Genomic DNA, 14,741 nt, shown 5'->3' with positions numbered 1-14,741 from the left:
CGGCCATGCTGCTGCTCATCGATAATTATGACAGCTTCACCTATAATTTGGTGCACTATTTTGGCGAGCTGGGCGCCGATGTGAAGGTCTGGCGTAACGACGCGCTGAACGTGCAGGAGGCGATGGGCATGGGCGCCGAAGCGATCGTGCTGTCGCCCGGGCCTTGCGATCCCGATCAGGCGGGCATCTGCCTGCCGCTGGTGATGGCCGCGGCCGAAGCGAAGCTGCCTCTGTTCGGCGTCTGTCTGGGGCATCAGACCATCGGTCAGGCCTTCGGCGGGAAAGTCGTGCGCGCCTCCGAGATCGTGCATGGCAAGATGGGCGAGATCCGCCACGAGGGCAAAGGCTGCTTCAAGGGCCTGCCCTCTCCGCTGAAAGCGACGCGCTACCACTCGCTGATCGTGGAGCGCGAGAGCCTGCCCGACTGCCTCGAGATCACTGCCGAGCTGGACGACGGCACGATCATGGGCCTGCGTCATCGCGAGCTGCCCATCGAGGGCGTGCAGTTCCACCCGGAATCCATCGCCTCCGAGCATGGCCACGCGATGCTGAAGAATTTCCTGACAGAGGCAGGCGTCAGCCTGAAGGTGCCCGCATGAGCCAACCGATGAGCGAAGCGATGAAGCCGCTGATCTTTGCGGCGTCCGAAGGTCCGCTGAGCCGCGCGCAGGCCGAAATGGCATTCCAGTTGCTGTTCGAGGGCGAGGCCTCGCCCGCACAGGTCGGCGGTTTGCTGATGGCGCTGCGGGCGCGCGGGGAATCCGTGTCGGAATATGCCGCCGCTGCCGCCGCGATGCGTGCGAAATGCGTGCCGGTCAAAGCCCCCGAGGGCGCGATGGATATCGTGGGCACCGGTGGCGACGGGATGCACACGCTCAATATCTCGACGGCTGCGGCCTTCGTCGTGGCGGGCGCGGGCGTGCCGGTCGCCAAACACGGCAACCGCGCGGCCTCGTCGAAATCGGGCACGGCGGATGTGCAATCCGAGCTGGGCATCGACGTGATGGCCGGTCCCGAGGCGACCGAGCGTGGTCTGGCCGAGGCCGGGATCGGCTTCATGATGGCGCAGATCCACCACCCCGCGATGCGCCACGTCATGCCCGTGCGTCAGGAACTGGGCTGCAAGACCATCTTCAACATCCTTGGCCCCCTGACCAACCCCGCGGGCGTAAAGCGGCAGCTGACCGGGGCTTTCGCGCCCGACCTGATCTTCCCGATGGCCGAGACGTTGCAGATGCTCGGCTCCGAGAAGGCATGGTTGGTGCATGGCTCGGACGGGACCGACGAGATCACCATTTGCGGCACGACCGAAGTCGCCGCGCTGGAGAACGGCCGCATCGAGTCGATCCAGATCCACCCCGAGGATGCGGGCCTGCCCGTGCACAAGTTCAAGGATCTGGTCGGCGGCACGGCGGCCGAGAACGCCACCGCCCTGCGCGCGCTGATGGATGGCGAGGCTTCTGCCTATCGCGACGCGGTGATCTTCAACGCGGCTGCCGCGCTCGTCGTGGCAGACAAGGTCGCAGACCTGAAATCCGGGGCGGAAATGGCCGCCGAGAGCATCGATAGCGGAAAGGCGAAGACCGCGCTGGAAACGCTCGCCCGCATCACGCAGGAGGTCGCCGGATGAGCACGATCCTCGACAAGATCAAAGCCTATAAGCTGGAAGAGATCAAAGCGGCCAAAGCCGCGCGCCCGCTGAGCGAAGTTGAGGCTCAGGCCAAGGCGCAGGCACCCACGCGCGGTTTTGCCAACGCCCTGACCGCGAAGGCGGAAACGGGCTACGGGCTGATCGCCGAGATCAAGAAGGCCTCGCCCTCGAAAGGGCTGATCCGCCCCGATTTCGACCCGCCCGCGCTGGCCAAGGCCTATGAAGAGGGCGGCGCGGCTTGCCTGTCGGTGCTGACCGACACGCCCTCGTTTCAGGGCGCGCCGGAATTCCTGTCGGCGGCACGCGCGGCCTGTTCGCTGCCCGCTCTGCGCAAGGATTTCCTCTATGACACCTATCAGGTCGCGGAAGCCCGTGCCTGGGGCGCCGATTGCATCCTGATCATCATGGCCTCGGTCGAGGATGATCTGGCCGCCGAGCTGGAAGACGCAGCCTTCGGTTGGGGCATGGATGTGCTCGTCGAAGTGCATGACATGGAAGAGACCGAGCGCGCCCTCAAACACCTGAAATCGCCGCTTCTGGGCGTGAACAACCGCAACCTGAAGACCTTCGAGGTTACGCTCGACGTGACCCGCGAACTTGCGCCGAGCATCCTCGCCGAAGGCCGCGATCTGGTCTGCGAGAGCGGCATCTTCACCCGCGACGACATGGCCGCGATGGCCGAAGTCGGCGCGCGCCGCTTCCTGATCGGCGAAAGCCTGATGCGGCAGGACGATGTCGCGGGCGCAACCCGGACGCTTCTGGAGGTCGCATGAGCCTGTCGCATTTCGACAAGGACGGTCAGGCCCATATGGTCGACGTCTCCGATAAGGAGGTGACCGACCGCATCGCCGTGGCCGAGGGGCGCGTGGTGATGCTGCCCGAGACGCTGGACTATGTCCTGAAGGGCACCGCGAAGAAGGGCGACGTTCTAGGCATCGCACGGATCGCGGGCATTATGGCCGCGAAGAAGACCTCCGATCTGATCCCGCTCTGTCATCCCCTACCGATCACCAAGGTCACGCTGGACTTGGAACCCGACGAGGCGCTGCCCGGCGTGCGCATCCGTGCCACCGTGAAGACCTCGGGTCAGACTGGCGTGGAGATGGAGGCGCTGACGGCGGTCTCGGCGGCGGCGCTGACGGTCTATGACATGCTCAAGGCGGTCGAGAAATCCATGCAGATCGAAGGTATCCGCGTCGTGCTGAAAGACGGCGGGAAATCCGGGAAATACGAGGCCGAAGGGAGCGCATCATGAGCCTGTTGCCCGTCGAAGAGGCGCTGGAAAAGGTTCTGGCACTGGTCGAGCCGCTGGGCACCGAACGCGTGAGCCTGCGCCACGCCCTTGGCCGCGTGATGGCCGAGCCCGCCACGGCGCAACTGACCCAGCCGCCCTTCTCGGGCTCGGCGATGGATGGCTACTGGATCGACGTGGCCGACCACCTGCCCGGCGCGACGCTCACCGTCGAGGGCGAGGCCGCCGCCGGTCGCGCTTATGACGGCACGCCCACCCCCGGTCAGGCGGTGCGCATCTTCACCGGCGCACCGGTGCCGGGCCCGAATGGCGTGGTCGTTCTGCAGGAGAACGTGACGCGTGAAGGCGACACGATCACCCTGCCGCAAGAGCTTGAAACCCATAACAATATCCGACCCAAGGGCCAGGACTTCGCGCAAGGCGAGAGCTTCTGCCCCGACCGCCCGCTGACCGCGCGCGATCTGGGCCTGCTGGCCGCGATGAACGTGGCCGCCGTCACGGTGCGCCGCCGCCCCATCGTCGCGATCATCGCCACCGGCGACGAGTTGGTGATGCCGGGCGAAGAGCCGGGACCGGACCAGATCATCTGCTCCAACAGCTTCATCGTCGCGGCACTGGCCGAGCGCATGGGCGCCGAGGCTCGCATGCTGCCGATCGCGCGCGACGACCGTGACAGCTTGCGTACCGTGTTCGACCTTGCGAAAGGCGCCGATCTGGTGGTGACCTCGGGCGGCGCCTCGGTCGGTGCGCATGATCTGGTGGGCGAGGTCGCTGCGGAACTGGGGCTCGACCGCAGCTTCTGGAAGATCGCGATGCGCCCCGGCAAGCCCTTGATGGCGGGCCAGATCGGCGAGGCCGCGATGCTGGGCCTGCCGGGCAACCCGGTCTCGGCCACCGTCTGCGCCGAGCTGTTCCTGCGCCCGATGCTGCGCAAGCTCGCGGGTCTGCCGACCGAAAGCCGCGTGCAACAGGCGATCCTCGCGACCGATACCGGCCCGACCGGCCCGCGCACCCATTACATGCGCGCCACCCTCGCACCCGGCGATCCCCTGCCCCGCGTCACGCCCTTCGACAATCAGGACTCCGCGATGCTGAGCCTCCTGTCGCAAGCCGATTGCCTTCTGATCCGCCCCTTGGGCGACGGGCCGCGCAAGGCGGGCGAGACGGTCGAGATCCTGCCACTGGACTAAGCCGCGCCCGCCTCGGGCGTTGACAGGCCCCGTGAACAAGGGTAGAACAATCCTTGAACATGTGCCTTGACCGGGGAACGGAGGGTCGCGGATGCTGACGCGCAAGCAGCTGGAATTGCTGGAATTCATTCAAAAACGGATGATGAAGGACGGTGTTCCACCCTCTTTCGACGAGATGAAGGACGCGCTGGACCTGCGCTCGAAATCCGGCATCCACCGTTTGATTACCGCTCTGGAAGAACGTGGCTTCATCCGCCGCCTCGCTCATCGGGCCCGCGCGATCGAGATCGTGAAACTGCCCGATGCACTGGAGAAGAAATTCGGCGCCCCCGCAGGCGACAACGCTGGCAGCTTCGCGCCGCAGGTGATCGAGGGCGACAAGACCGACCCGCCGCGCGGCGCGATGCCGGTCGACGTGATCCACGCGCTGGAACTGCCGGTGATGGGCCGGATCGCCGCCGGTGTCCCGATCGAGGCGATCTCGGAAGTCTCGCATCACGTCGCCGTCCCAGGCTCGATGCTGAGCGGTCGTGGGGAGCATTACGCGCTCGAGGTCAAAGGCGACTCGATGATCGAGGCCGGCATCAACGATGGCGATGTCGTAGTGATCCGCGAACAGGGCACCGCCGACAATGGCGATATCGTGGTCGCGCTGGTCGAGGGGCATGAGGCGACACTGAAGCGCTTCTACCGTCGCAGCGGGATGATTGCGCTGGAAGCCGCGAACCCGGCCTATGAGACGCGGCTGCTGCGCGACGATCAGGTAAAGGTGCAGGGGCGGCTCGTCGGGCTGATCCGCAGCTACTGAGATTTGGTGAATTTTTGGGAAAGAGCGTCCTGCGGGGCGCTCTTTTTCGTATGTCGCGCCGGTGGCGTGGGCGGGAGCCTCCGGCGGGGATATTTGGAAAGAGCGAAGATCAGGGGCGCGTCCAGAGGCGGCGGCCTTTGATTTGCGCGGTCGTTGTGACTTCGCCCGTGGCGCTGATGGCGACAGCGCCAGTCTCCCGCAGGCGCGCGGCGTCCCACAGATCGCAGGGGCCCGTGGGGGCTTCGATCTTGCTGGAGATCACGACGATACCCCCCTTCGCGCAAATCGCAGGCAGGGCCTCTTTTGCCGATTTTCCCGTGAGATGAGCGAGCGGCGCGCGTCGAAACTGCGCAATCCGCGCACCGCGCGGCCCAGAGAAGGCGGAGCGTGCGGCGGCCTCTTCCAGCGACACCGGATCGCAATCCGCCGCTAGCCAGCGTTCGGAGATGAACCCCGCGCCCGGCTTCGACAGCGCCCGGCCCAGCGGCGTCATCAGCCCGACCTGCTGCGCTTCGGGCGCGATCAGGAGTGCCGGACGCTCCGCCTCGGCGCGCAGCCAAAGGGCGCCGCCCAGAAGGATCAGACCGACGCTCGCACTGCGCCCGGCCCCGCGCGTCAGGATCACCCCCAGCGCGCCAAGCGCGATCAAAGGGATCACCCACGGCCCCGGCTGGACGATCGCAAGAACCGAACCGTCGAGGCCGCTCACCCACTCCGCCACGCGCAAGATCCACGCCGTGCCCTGCCCCATCGCCCAAAGCGCGGGCCCGGCGAGGCCGAGGGGCGCGAGCAGTGCTGCGAGCACCCCCATCGGCATGATCACCAGCCCCATTGCAGGCACGGCGAAGAGATTGGCCAGCACCCCGTATTCCGAGAGCCTGTAAAACTGCGCAGCCACGATCGGCGCGGTGGCTGCGCCTGCGATGAGAGAGGTAGCGATCAGCATCAGCACCGGGCGCAGCAGGCGCGGCAGATAACGCGACGCGCGGGTCCACGGCCCCAGCGCCACGATCAGCGCGGTGGTTGCGGCGAAGGACATCTGGAAGCCGGGCTCGGTCAGGCTCTCGGGCTGCCAGATCAGCAACAGCGTGGCGGCGAGCGCAACGGTGCGCAGGCTCAGCGCGCGCCGGTCGAAGAGCACCGCGAGAAGCATGATCGACACCATGATCCACGCGCGCTGGGTCGAGACCGCAGGCCCCGCGAGCCAGAGATAGGCGCTGGCCGCAACCAGCGCCGCGATGGCGGCCAGTTTCTTCGTAGGCCAGATCAGGGCGGGGCGCCCCGCCAGCGCCAGACCGTAGCGCACCAGACCGAAGACGAAGCCCGCGAGCATCCCCATATGCAGCCCGGAAATCGCGATCAGATGGGCGAGGCTGGAGCGGCGCATCACCTCGCGCGTGGCCTCGCTGAGGCCGGAGCGGTCGCCGGTCATCAGTGCCGCTGCGACCGCACCGGGCTGGCCCGCGATCCGCGCCTGGATCGCCGCCGAGAGCCGCATCCGCGCGCGATGCGCCGCCATCGCCCAATCGCCGGGATCGGGCGGCGCGATGCGCAGCACCGGCGCGCGAGTATAGCCGATCGCGCCGAGGCGATCGAACCAGGCGGTGCGGCGAAAGTCGTAATCCCTTGGGGCCGCTGGCGGCGGCGGGGGCGAGAGATTCGCCGTGAGCATGACCTGCGTGCCGGGCTCGGGGCGGAACTGACTTTGATCGCCGTGCAGAGTGACCCGCACCCGTGCCGGGGTCTTGGCGGGAGGAATTCGGTCGATCCGCACTCGGTCCAAGGTCAGCCGGATCAGGTCGGAGCGCGCGCGGTCGATCTTCACGATCCGCCCGCTGACGGGGCCGTAATAGCGATACTGCAGCACCGGGGCGGCGACGAGATGGGCGCGCAGCCCCGCGAGCAACAGCCCCAGAGCCGCGAGGGCGATCAGCGCCGCGGGCAGCCGGAGCCACGCCGCGCCGCGCAGCCAAAGCGTCAGCGAGACCGCGCAGATTACGAGCGTGCTCAGGTAGATAGGCCATCCCGGCTCGACGCCGAGGGAGAAATACGCCCCGACCCCGACACCGAGCGCCACCGGCATCCACAGGAAAAGCTGCGCACGGGCCCGCGCCAGCGCGCCCAGCGGATCGGAGAGCCCGCCGAAGAGCGCCGCGATCAGACGCGGAGCGCGGCCCGCGCCCGTCGCACCCTCCGGCTGCGCCCAGTCGCCGGGTTCGGCATTGATCGCCATGCTTGTCCTCGGCCCCGTCCCTGCTTATGCATCGAGCCGAGAAAGCCTATGCGCTTGATGGTTTCCGATAGGTTAACGCGGGCCGGTAAGAGCCCGCGAAGAAAGGTCCCGACATGTCCGACCAGATTGTCACCCGTTTCGCCCCCTCGCCCACCGGCTATCTGCATATCGGCGGTGCGCGCACGGCCCTGTTCAACTGGCTTTATGCCCGTGGGCGCGGCGGCAAATTCCTGCTCCGTATCGAGGATACCGATCGCGAACGCTCCACCCCCGAGGCGACGGCGGCGATCCTTCAGGGGCTCGAATGGCTGGGGCTCGATTATGACGGTGAGGTGGTAAGCCAGGCTGCGGGCGCGGCCCGCCATGCCGAGGTTGCCCATCAGATGCTCGAGAAGGGCCACGCCTACAAGTGCTTCTCCACGCAGGAAGAGATCGCGGCCTTCCGCGAGGACCCGGCGAACAAGGGGCAGATGTTCCCCTCGCCGTGGCGCGATGCCGATCCCGCGACGCATCCGGATGCGCCCTATGTGATCCGTCTGAAAGCGCCCCGCGAGGGCACGACGGTGATCACCGACGCTGTGCAGGGCGAGGTAACGATCCGCAACGATCAGCTCGATGACATGATTTGTTTACGTTCTGATGGCACACCGACCTACATGCTGGCCGTTGTCGTCGATGACCATGATATGGGCGTGACCCATGTGATCCGCGGGGACGACCATCTCGTCAATGCCGCGCGGCAGATGCTGGTCTATCGCGCGATGGGCTGGGACGTGCCCACCTTCGCGCATATCCCGCTGATCCACGGCCCCGACGGCAAGAAGCTGTCGAAACGCCACGGCGCGGTCGGCCTCGAGCAGTATCAGGCGATGGGCTACCCCGCGACGGGGATGCGCAACTACCTCGCGCGGCTCGGCTGGAGCCATGGCGACGACGAATTCTTCACCGACGATCAGGCGAAGGAATGGTTCGACATCACCGGCATCAACAAGGCGCCGGCGCGGCTCGATTTCAAGAAGCTCGAAAATATCTGCGGCCAGCATATCGCGATCACCGATGAGGCCGAATTGCTGCGCGAAATCGAAGGTTATCTCGCAGCTGCAGAAAAACCGCCGCTGGGTGACGCACAGAAATCTGCGCTTATGCGCACGCTTCCCATCGTGAAGGGCTCGGCGAAGTTGTTGCCGCAACTTCTTGAAAAGGCGCAATTCTCTCTGACTCAGCGCCCGATCGAGATCGAAGAGAAAGCGGCCAAGGCGCTCGATGATGTATCCCGTGGTATACTGAGTGAATTGACCTTTGCGCTGCAACGCGCTAATTGGTCGCGGGAAGACCTGGAAGCCGCCGTCGGACAGGTTGCCGAAGCGCACGGACTGGGCCTTGGGAAGGTCGCTGCTCCGATGCGGGCGGCCTTGGCGGGGCGAGCGGCTACCCCCAGCGTATTCGATATGATGCTCGTTTTGGGCCAAGAGGAAACTCTGGCACGACTCGACGATCAGGCGGCCTGAGGCCTGGCCGCCCTCTCCGGACGCCTGTCCGGACGCGATAGACCGGCGCGGCCCAGCCGGAGGATGAAAGGGAATTTACATGGCAGACAACTCGAAGACCGCCACGCTCTCGCTTGACGGACAAACCTATGAGCTTCCCGTGCTCTCGCCCTCGGCTGGTCCCGACGTGCTCGATATCCGCAAGCTCTACGGTCAAGCCGACGTCTTCACCTACGATCCGGGCTTCACCTCGACCGCAGCCTGCGAGTCCAAGATCACCTTCATCGACGGTGGCAAGGGCGAGCTTCTGTATCGCGGCTACCCGATCGACCAGCTCGCCTCGGAATCGCACTATCTCGAAGTGTGCTACCTGCTTCTCTACGGGGAACTGCCGAGCAAGCAGCAGATGGAAGATTTCGAATATCGCGTGACCCGTCACACGATGATCCACGAGCAGATGAAGCAGTTCTTCCAGGGCTTCCGCCGTGACAGCCACCCGATGGCGACCATGGTAGGCGTCGTGGGCGCGCTCTCGGCCTTCTATCACGACAGCCTCGACATCTCGGACCCGTGGCAGCGCGAGGTCGCTTCGATCCGTCTGATCGCGAAGCTGCCGACGATCGCCGCGATGGCCTATAAGTATTCGATCGGTCAGCCCTTCGTCTATCCGAAGAACGAGCTGAGCTACGCCGAGAACTTCCTGCATATGTGCTTCTCGGTCCCGGCCGAAGACTACAAGATCGAGCCGGCGCTCGCGAAGGCGATGGACCGTATCTTCACGCTCCACGCCGATCACGAGCAGAACGCCTCGACCTCGACCGTGCGTCTGGCAGGCTCTTCGGGCGCGAACCCGTTCGCCTGTATCGCAGCCGGCATCGCCTGTCTCTGGGGCCCGGCCCACGGCGGCGCAAACCAGGCCTGCCTCGAGATGCTGCGCGAAATCGGCACCGTCGATCAGATCCCGGAATACATCAAGCGCGCCAAGGACAAGGACGATCCCTTCCGCCTGATGGGCTTCGGTCACCGCGTCTACAAGAACTTCGACCCGCGTGCGAAGGTCATGAAGGAATCGGCGGACGAGGTGCTCGACCTGCTCGGCATCCACGACAATGAAACCCTTCAGGTCGCCAAGGAACTCGAGAAGATCGCTCTGGAGGACGACTATTTCGTCTCCAAGAAGCTCTATCCGAATGTCGACTTCTACTCGGGCATCATCCTCGAGGCGATGGGCTTCCCGACCTCGATGTTCACCCCGATCTTCGCGCTCTCGCGCACCGTCGGCTGGATCTCGCAGTGGAAAGAGATGATCGAGGATCCGACCGGCAAGATCGGTCGCCCGCGTCAGCTGTATACCGGCGCGACCTATCGCGATTATGTCGATATCGCCAAGCGCTGAGCGTAAGCCACATCATTGCGGGCCGGAGGGGAGACCTTCCGGCCCGTTTTCTATTCTGATACCGGGGACAAGGGGGCGCTGCCCCCTTATGGCTGCGCCATTCATCCCCCGGGATATTTATCCAAGAGCGAAGACATAGCTGACCGTCTGACATATCGCCCGCATCATTTCCTCTGCTCGCTCGGTTTCGAGGGGAAGGGATATTCGGATCGCTTCACCGCGAATATGACCGACATCGTCGAAGGACGGTTGCGGCAACCGGAGGGCGCGGCGGTGGAGATCGAAGTGGTGGACGCGGCGGATGACATCTGCGGCCCCTGCCCGTCGCGGCGCGGATCGGGCTGCACCGCGCAGGCGAAGATCGATCGGCTGGACGCGGCCCATGCCGAGGCGCTGAACATTGCGCCGGGCGATGTGCTGACATGGGGCGAGGCGCTGGAGCGGATGGCCGCCCTGCCCGCCGATGTGCATCAGACGATCTGCGCCGAATGCCAATGGCTGAGCGCGGGCATGTGCGCCGCCGCCCTCGCCCGACTTCAGGACGAGGCTTAACGCCACCCCGGGTCAGGAGGGCAGCACTGTAAAGCCGCCCAATGCGCTCGCCCGCCAGTTTGCAAAACAGCGGGAAACGCGCGGGACGTGCATCTGCACGCTTGCGCGACGGCGGGTGTGGTGGCAAGAAACGCGCCATGAGCACGGATCAGACCCAAGACCCTTCGCAGGGCAAGAAACTGGCGCTTGTCACAGGCGCTTCGCGTGGCCTTGGCGGGGCGATCGCCGAAGCTTTGGCCGCAGACGGCTGGCACGTCATGGCCGTCGCACGGACCACCGGCGCGCTGGAAGAGCTCGACGACCGCATTCAGGCGAAGGGCGGCACCGCTTCGCTCGGTCCGCTCGACGTCACCGAACCCGATCAGATGGCGCATCTCGCGCAGTCGATCGGTGCGCGCTGGGGTGGGCTCGATCTCTGGGTGCACACGGCGATCCATGCTGCACCGCTCTCGCCGACCGGGCATATCGACGGGAAGGAACTGGCCAATTCGGTCAAGGTGAACGTGACCGCGACCGCGCAGCTCATTGGGCTGATGGAGCCGCTGCTGCTCGCGCGCGAAGGCACCGCGCTGGCCTTCGGCGATCCGCGTGCGGGCCAGAAATTCTTCGGCATCTATGGAGCTACGAAAGCCGCGCAGATGGCGATGATGCGCTCGTGGCAGGCCGAGACCGTGAAGATCGGGCCGCGCGTGGTGATTGCGGAGCCTGCACCGATGGCGACCGCGCTGCGCGGACGGTTCTTCCCCGGCGAAGATCGCGAGGCGCTGGCCGATCGCCACGCCGAGGCACGGCGCATCCTCGACACGCTCTGATCGCGACCAAAGCGCCGTCGAAATGGCCTTCGGCTGCGGCGCTTTGGCGACACATCCGCACTGTCGCCCGCCCCCGCTTTACCCTTCATCCGCCGCACGGTAAGCATCGGGTGACGCGACGGCGAACTGGGGGCAACATGCGTATTCTCATCACCAATGACGACGGGATCGACGCACCGGGACTGGCCGTTCTGGGCGAGATCGCCGAAGAACTTGCAGGCCCCGATGGCGAGGTCTGGACGGTCGCGCCGGCCTTCGAGCAATCGGGCGTCGGCCATTGCATCTCCTACACCCGGCCGATGATGATCTCGAAGCTGGCAGAGCGCCGTTTCGCCGCCGAAGGCAGCCCCGCCGATTGCGTGATGGCCGGCCTGTATGACGTGCTGGAGGAGCAGCGACCCGATCTGGTGCTCTCGGGCGTGAACCGGGGCAACAACTCCGCCGATAACGCGCTCTATTCCGGCACGTTGGGCGGCGCGATGGAGGCGGCGCTGCAAGGTGTGCCCGCGATCGCCCTGTCGCAATTCATCGGCCCTGAGGTCTTCAACGCCCCCGACATGTTCGAGGCAGCCCGGGTCCATGGCGCGGCGCTGGTGCGCAAGCTGATCGACCAGGGCATCTGGGACGATGGCGATTACCGGGTCTTCTACAACGTCAACTTCCCGCCGGTGCTGGCCAAGGACGTAAAAGGCCACAAGGTCGCAGCCCAAGGCTTCCGCAAGGATTGCTTCTTCTCGACCGAGGCGCATCACGCGCCCTCGGGGCGACGTTTCCTCTGGATCAAGGGCGGCCCGCAGCACACCCCGACGCAGCCGGGCACCGATGCCGCCGTCAATCTCGACGGCTATATATCGGTCACGCCGATGCGCGCCGATCTGACGGCGCATGACGTGATCGCCGATCTGGAGGCCCGTCTGGGATGAGCGAGGATGCGGAAGAGGATCTGGCCGAGCGCAAGATGCGGTTCCTCTTCGCACTGCGCTCCAAGGGCGTGACCGACGCGCGCACGCTGCACGCGATGGAGGGGATCGACCGCGGCCAGTTCGTGCGCGGCATCTTCGCCGATCGCGCCTATGAGGACATGCCGCTGCCCATCGCCTGCGGGCAGACCATTTCGCAACCCTCGGTCGTGGGGCTGATGACGCAAGCCGCGGATGTGGGTTCGCGCGACACCGTACTCGAGATCGGCACCGGCTCGGGTTACCAGGCCGCGATCCTGAGCCAGCTCGCCCGCCGCGTCTATACCGTGGACCGGCATCGCAGGCTGGTGCGCGAGGCCGAAGGCGTCTTCAACGCGCTGCGGCTCACCAATATCGTCGCGATTTCCGGGGATGGCTCGCACGGGCTGCCCGATCAGGCGCCCTTTGATCGAATCATCGTGACTGCCGCCGCGGAAGACCCTCCCGGGCCGCTCTTGGCCCAGCTGAAGATCGGGGGTATCATGGTTTTACCCGTGGGCCAGTCGGACACGGTGCAAAGCCTGATCCGGGTGCGCCGGCTCGAGACGGGTTTCGATTACGAAGAATTACGTCCGGTGCGCTTTGTTCCCCTCGTAGAGGGCGTGGCAAACGACTAAGTGGCAGGTAAGAACGGACCCCGAAGAGGTCTGAGAGACAGTGAGGACGAGCGGATGGCAACGAAGATTTCCCGGCTGCGGCTGATCCTGGCAGGTGGCGTCGCGCTGACGGCGTTGGCCGCCTGTAACCCGAACGGATTCGATCTGGACATGCGCGGCTACGGCAATGGCGGGCTCGATACGAGCGCCGCGGCCCGGCAGGCGGTGCAGGATCGCCCGCGCCCGAACGCACAGGGCATCATCACCTACCCGAATTATCAGGTCGTCGTGGCGCGCCGCGGCGATACGGTCAATTCGGTCGCGCAGCGGATCGGCACCGATCCCGGCGCGCTGGCTCGCTACAACGCGGTCGCACCCGATGCGGTGCTGAACGCGGGCGAAGTGCTCGCTCTGCCCAACAAGGTCGCGACCACGGGCGGCTCCGCGACGCCGGGCAACTCCAGCGCGCTGACCTCGGAGACGATCGACATCACCTCGCTCGCCTCGAACGCGATCGATAGATCGCAGGCGAACCAACCCGCCAAACCGACCCCGGCCTCGGCCCCGGTCTCCACAAACAGCGCCGAGCCGATCCGCCACAAGGTCGCACGCGGCGAGACCGCCTATTCCATCGCGCGCTACTACTCGGTGCCGGTGAAGGCGCTGGCCGAATGGAACGGGCTGCCGAACGATCTGCGGGTGCGCGAAGGCCAGGTGCTGATCATCCCGGTCGCGTCGAGCCGCCAGCCCGCGAAGGTCGAAACGGCAACGGCCACGACTGCGCCGGGCACCGGTTCGCCGACCCCGGTGCCGCCCTCCGCGGCAGAGCCCCTGCCCCAGAAGACACCGCCGAAAGCGTCCGAGCCGGTCAAGACGAAGACCCCGGACATGAGCACCGATCGCACCAAGGCGTCGGACACGTCGAAGATGGCGATGCCGGTGCCGGGTTCGATCATCCGACCCTACAAGAAGGGCTCGAACGACGGCGTGGATATCTCGGCTTCGGCCGGGACGGCGGTGAAAGCCGCCGAAAGCGGCACCGTGCTGCTGATCAGCCAGGACACCGACGATGTCGCCTTCCTCGCGATCAAGCACCCCGACAATCTGGTGACGGTCTATTACAACGTGACCGGCATCACGGTGAAAAAAGGCGCGAGCGTCAAGCGCGGCCAGACCATCGCGAAGGTCGCGTCCGGCGATCAGGGTTATTTGCATTTCGAGGTCCGCAAGGGGATCGATTCCGTCGATCCGATGCCCTACCTCAACTGATCTTTTGCGGCGGGCCGGAAGTGTTCCGGCCCGCCCGCACGCCCTGCCCGCTCACCCTGCGACAGGCGCAAGCAGCAGACAGCTTTCGCTGTTGAGCACTCCCGGAATTTCCCGAATATCGCGCAAGGCCCGGTCGAATTCGCCCAGGGTCTCGGCCCGGATTTCCGCCACCAGATCCCAGTTGCCATTGGTCGCGAAGACCGTCGTCACCTCCGGGATACGGTGCAGTGCCCGGATCACCGCACGCGACATCTTGCCCTGCAACTCCACGAGCGTGATCGCGCGCACCTGCCCCTCGACATCCGTCTCGGTCTCGATGGTGAAGCGCCGTATCTGCCCCGAGGCGACCAGCGCCTCCAGCCGGGCCCGCGCGGTCGTGCGCGACACGCCCACCTGCAGCGCCAGATCGGTCATCGAGAGCCGCGCATCCGCGCGCAGCGCGGCCATGATCGCGCGGTCCGTATCGTCGAGCTGCATTACCCCTCCGTTTTGATCAACTGACTTATCAAATTGATCAAATTTAGTTCCGTTTTGCG

General features: G+C 65.8%; 15 protein-coding genes. 13 read left to right on the top strand and 2 right to left on the bottom strand.

Annotation, left to right across the window (positions count from 1 at the left end):
* Positions 1 to 5: 5 nt before the first annotated feature.
* From BMI86_RS19640 to lexA, 6 genes are all read left to right on the top strand, one after another.
* Positions 6 to 599 (top strand): aminodeoxychorismate/anthranilate synthase component II, encoded by a 594-nt coding sequence (locus tag BMI86_RS19640; protein ID WP_078520124.1) that lies wholly within the window; start codon positions 6 to 8, stop codon positions 597 to 599.
* A gap of 8 nt (positions 600 to 607) precedes the next feature.
* Positions 608 to 1,630: an anthranilate phosphoribosyltransferase gene (gene trpD, locus BMI86_RS19635; protein ID WP_078542893.1), complete on the top strand. Its 1,023-nt coding sequence runs from the start codon at positions 608 to 610 to the stop codon at positions 1,628 to 1,630.
* Positions 1,627 to 2,424 carry an indole-3-glycerol phosphate synthase TrpC gene (gene trpC / locus BMI86_RS19630; RefSeq protein WP_078542840.1) on the top strand — a complete coding sequence of 266 codons (798 nt, stop codon included), beginning with the start codon at positions 1,627 to 1,629 and terminating at the stop codon, positions 2,422 to 2,424. The genes trpD and trpC overlap by 4 nt, the downstream gene beginning before the upstream one ends.
* The gene (moaC, locus tag BMI86_RS19625; protein ID WP_078520127.1) at positions 2,421 to 2,906 is read left to right on the top strand and encodes a cyclic pyranopterin monophosphate synthase MoaC; all 486 of its coding nucleotides are present in this window, start codon (positions 2,421 to 2,423) and stop codon (positions 2,904 to 2,906) included. The genes trpC and moaC overlap by 4 nt, the downstream gene beginning before the upstream one ends.
* A 2-nt stretch (positions 2,907 to 2,908) precedes the next feature.
* Positions 2,909 to 4,093, top strand: coding sequence for a gephyrin-like molybdotransferase Glp (glp, locus tag BMI86_RS19620; protein ID WP_078542892.1), 1,185 nt, complete (start codon positions 2,909 to 2,911; stop codon positions 4,091 to 4,093).
* Between the two features lie 91 nt (positions 4,094 to 4,184).
* Complete coding sequence (gene lexA / locus BMI86_RS19615; protein WP_078542839.1) at positions 4,185 to 4,901, top strand: transcriptional repressor LexA; 717 nt, start codon at positions 4,185 to 4,187, stop codon at positions 4,899 to 4,901.
* Between the two features lie 109 nt (positions 4,902 to 5,010).
* Here lexA and BMI86_RS19610 read toward each other — a convergent pair whose 3' ends face one another.
* Entirely contained in the window at positions 5,011 to 7,134 is a 2,124-nt protein-coding gene (locus tag BMI86_RS19610; protein WP_078542838.1) for a ComEC/Rec2 family competence protein, read from the bottom strand.
* 113 nt (positions 7,135 to 7,247) lie between these two features.
* Here BMI86_RS19610 and gltX point away from each other — a divergent pair, with 113 nt between their 5' ends.
* The 7 genes from gltX (at position 7,248) to BMI86_RS19575 (ending at position 14,205) form a co-directional block, all read left to right on the top strand.
* Positions 7,248 to 8,642, top strand: a complete 1,395-nt coding sequence (gltX, locus tag BMI86_RS19605; RefSeq protein WP_078542837.1) for a glutamate--tRNA ligase — start codon at positions 7,248 to 7,250, stop codon at positions 8,640 to 8,642.
* A 79-nt stretch (positions 8,643 to 8,721) separates the two neighbouring features.
* Complete coding sequence (gene gltA / locus BMI86_RS19600) at positions 8,722 to 10,017, top strand: citrate synthase (RefSeq protein ID WP_078520131.1); 1,296 nt, start codon at positions 8,722 to 8,724, stop codon at positions 10,015 to 10,017.
* A gap of 135 nt (positions 10,018 to 10,152) precedes the next feature.
* Positions 10,153 to 10,569 carry a DUF1284 domain-containing protein gene (locus tag BMI86_RS19595; RefSeq protein ID WP_078542891.1) on the top strand — a complete coding sequence of 139 codons (417 nt, stop codon included), beginning with the start codon at positions 10,153 to 10,155 and terminating at the stop codon, positions 10,567 to 10,569.
* Positions 10,570 to 10,706: 137 nt separating this feature from the next.
* On the top strand, positions 10,707 to 11,381 hold the full coding sequence (locus BMI86_RS19590) for an SDR family oxidoreductase (RefSeq protein WP_078542836.1): 675 nt from the start codon (positions 10,707 to 10,709) through the stop codon (positions 11,379 to 11,381).
* A 137-nt stretch (positions 11,382 to 11,518) separates the two neighbouring features.
* On the top strand, positions 11,519 to 12,304 hold the full coding sequence (gene surE, locus BMI86_RS19585) for a 5'/3'-nucleotidase SurE (RefSeq protein WP_078542835.1): 786 nt from the start codon (positions 11,519 to 11,521) through the stop codon (positions 12,302 to 12,304).
* The gene (locus BMI86_RS19580; protein WP_078520134.1) at positions 12,301 to 12,957 is read left to right on the top strand and encodes a protein-L-isoaspartate(D-aspartate) O-methyltransferase; all 657 of its coding nucleotides are present in this window, start codon (positions 12,301 to 12,303) and stop codon (positions 12,955 to 12,957) included. Before surE ends, BMI86_RS19580 begins: the two co-directional genes overlap by 4 nt.
* A 54-nt stretch (positions 12,958 to 13,011) precedes the next feature.
* Positions 13,012 to 14,205 (top strand): LysM peptidoglycan-binding domain-containing protein, encoded by a 1,194-nt coding sequence (locus tag BMI86_RS19575; protein WP_078542834.1) that lies wholly within the window; start codon positions 13,012 to 13,014, stop codon positions 14,203 to 14,205.
* Positions 14,206 to 14,256: 51 nt separating this feature from the next.
* Here the strand turns inward: BMI86_RS19575 and BMI86_RS19570 are convergent, their stop codons facing one another.
* Positions 14,257 to 14,682, bottom strand: coding sequence for an Lrp/AsnC family transcriptional regulator (locus BMI86_RS19570; RefSeq protein ID WP_078520136.1), 426 nt, complete (start codon positions 14,680 to 14,682; stop codon positions 14,257 to 14,259).
* Positions 14,683 to 14,741: the final 59 nt, after the last annotated feature.

This window comes from Thioclava sp. DLFJ5-1 (assembly GCF_002020115.1).
GTDB lineage: Bacteria > Pseudomonadota > Alphaproteobacteria > Rhodobacterales > Rhodobacteraceae > Thioclava > Thioclava sediminum.
This window is presented reverse-complemented; position numbering and strand designations above follow the sequence as displayed.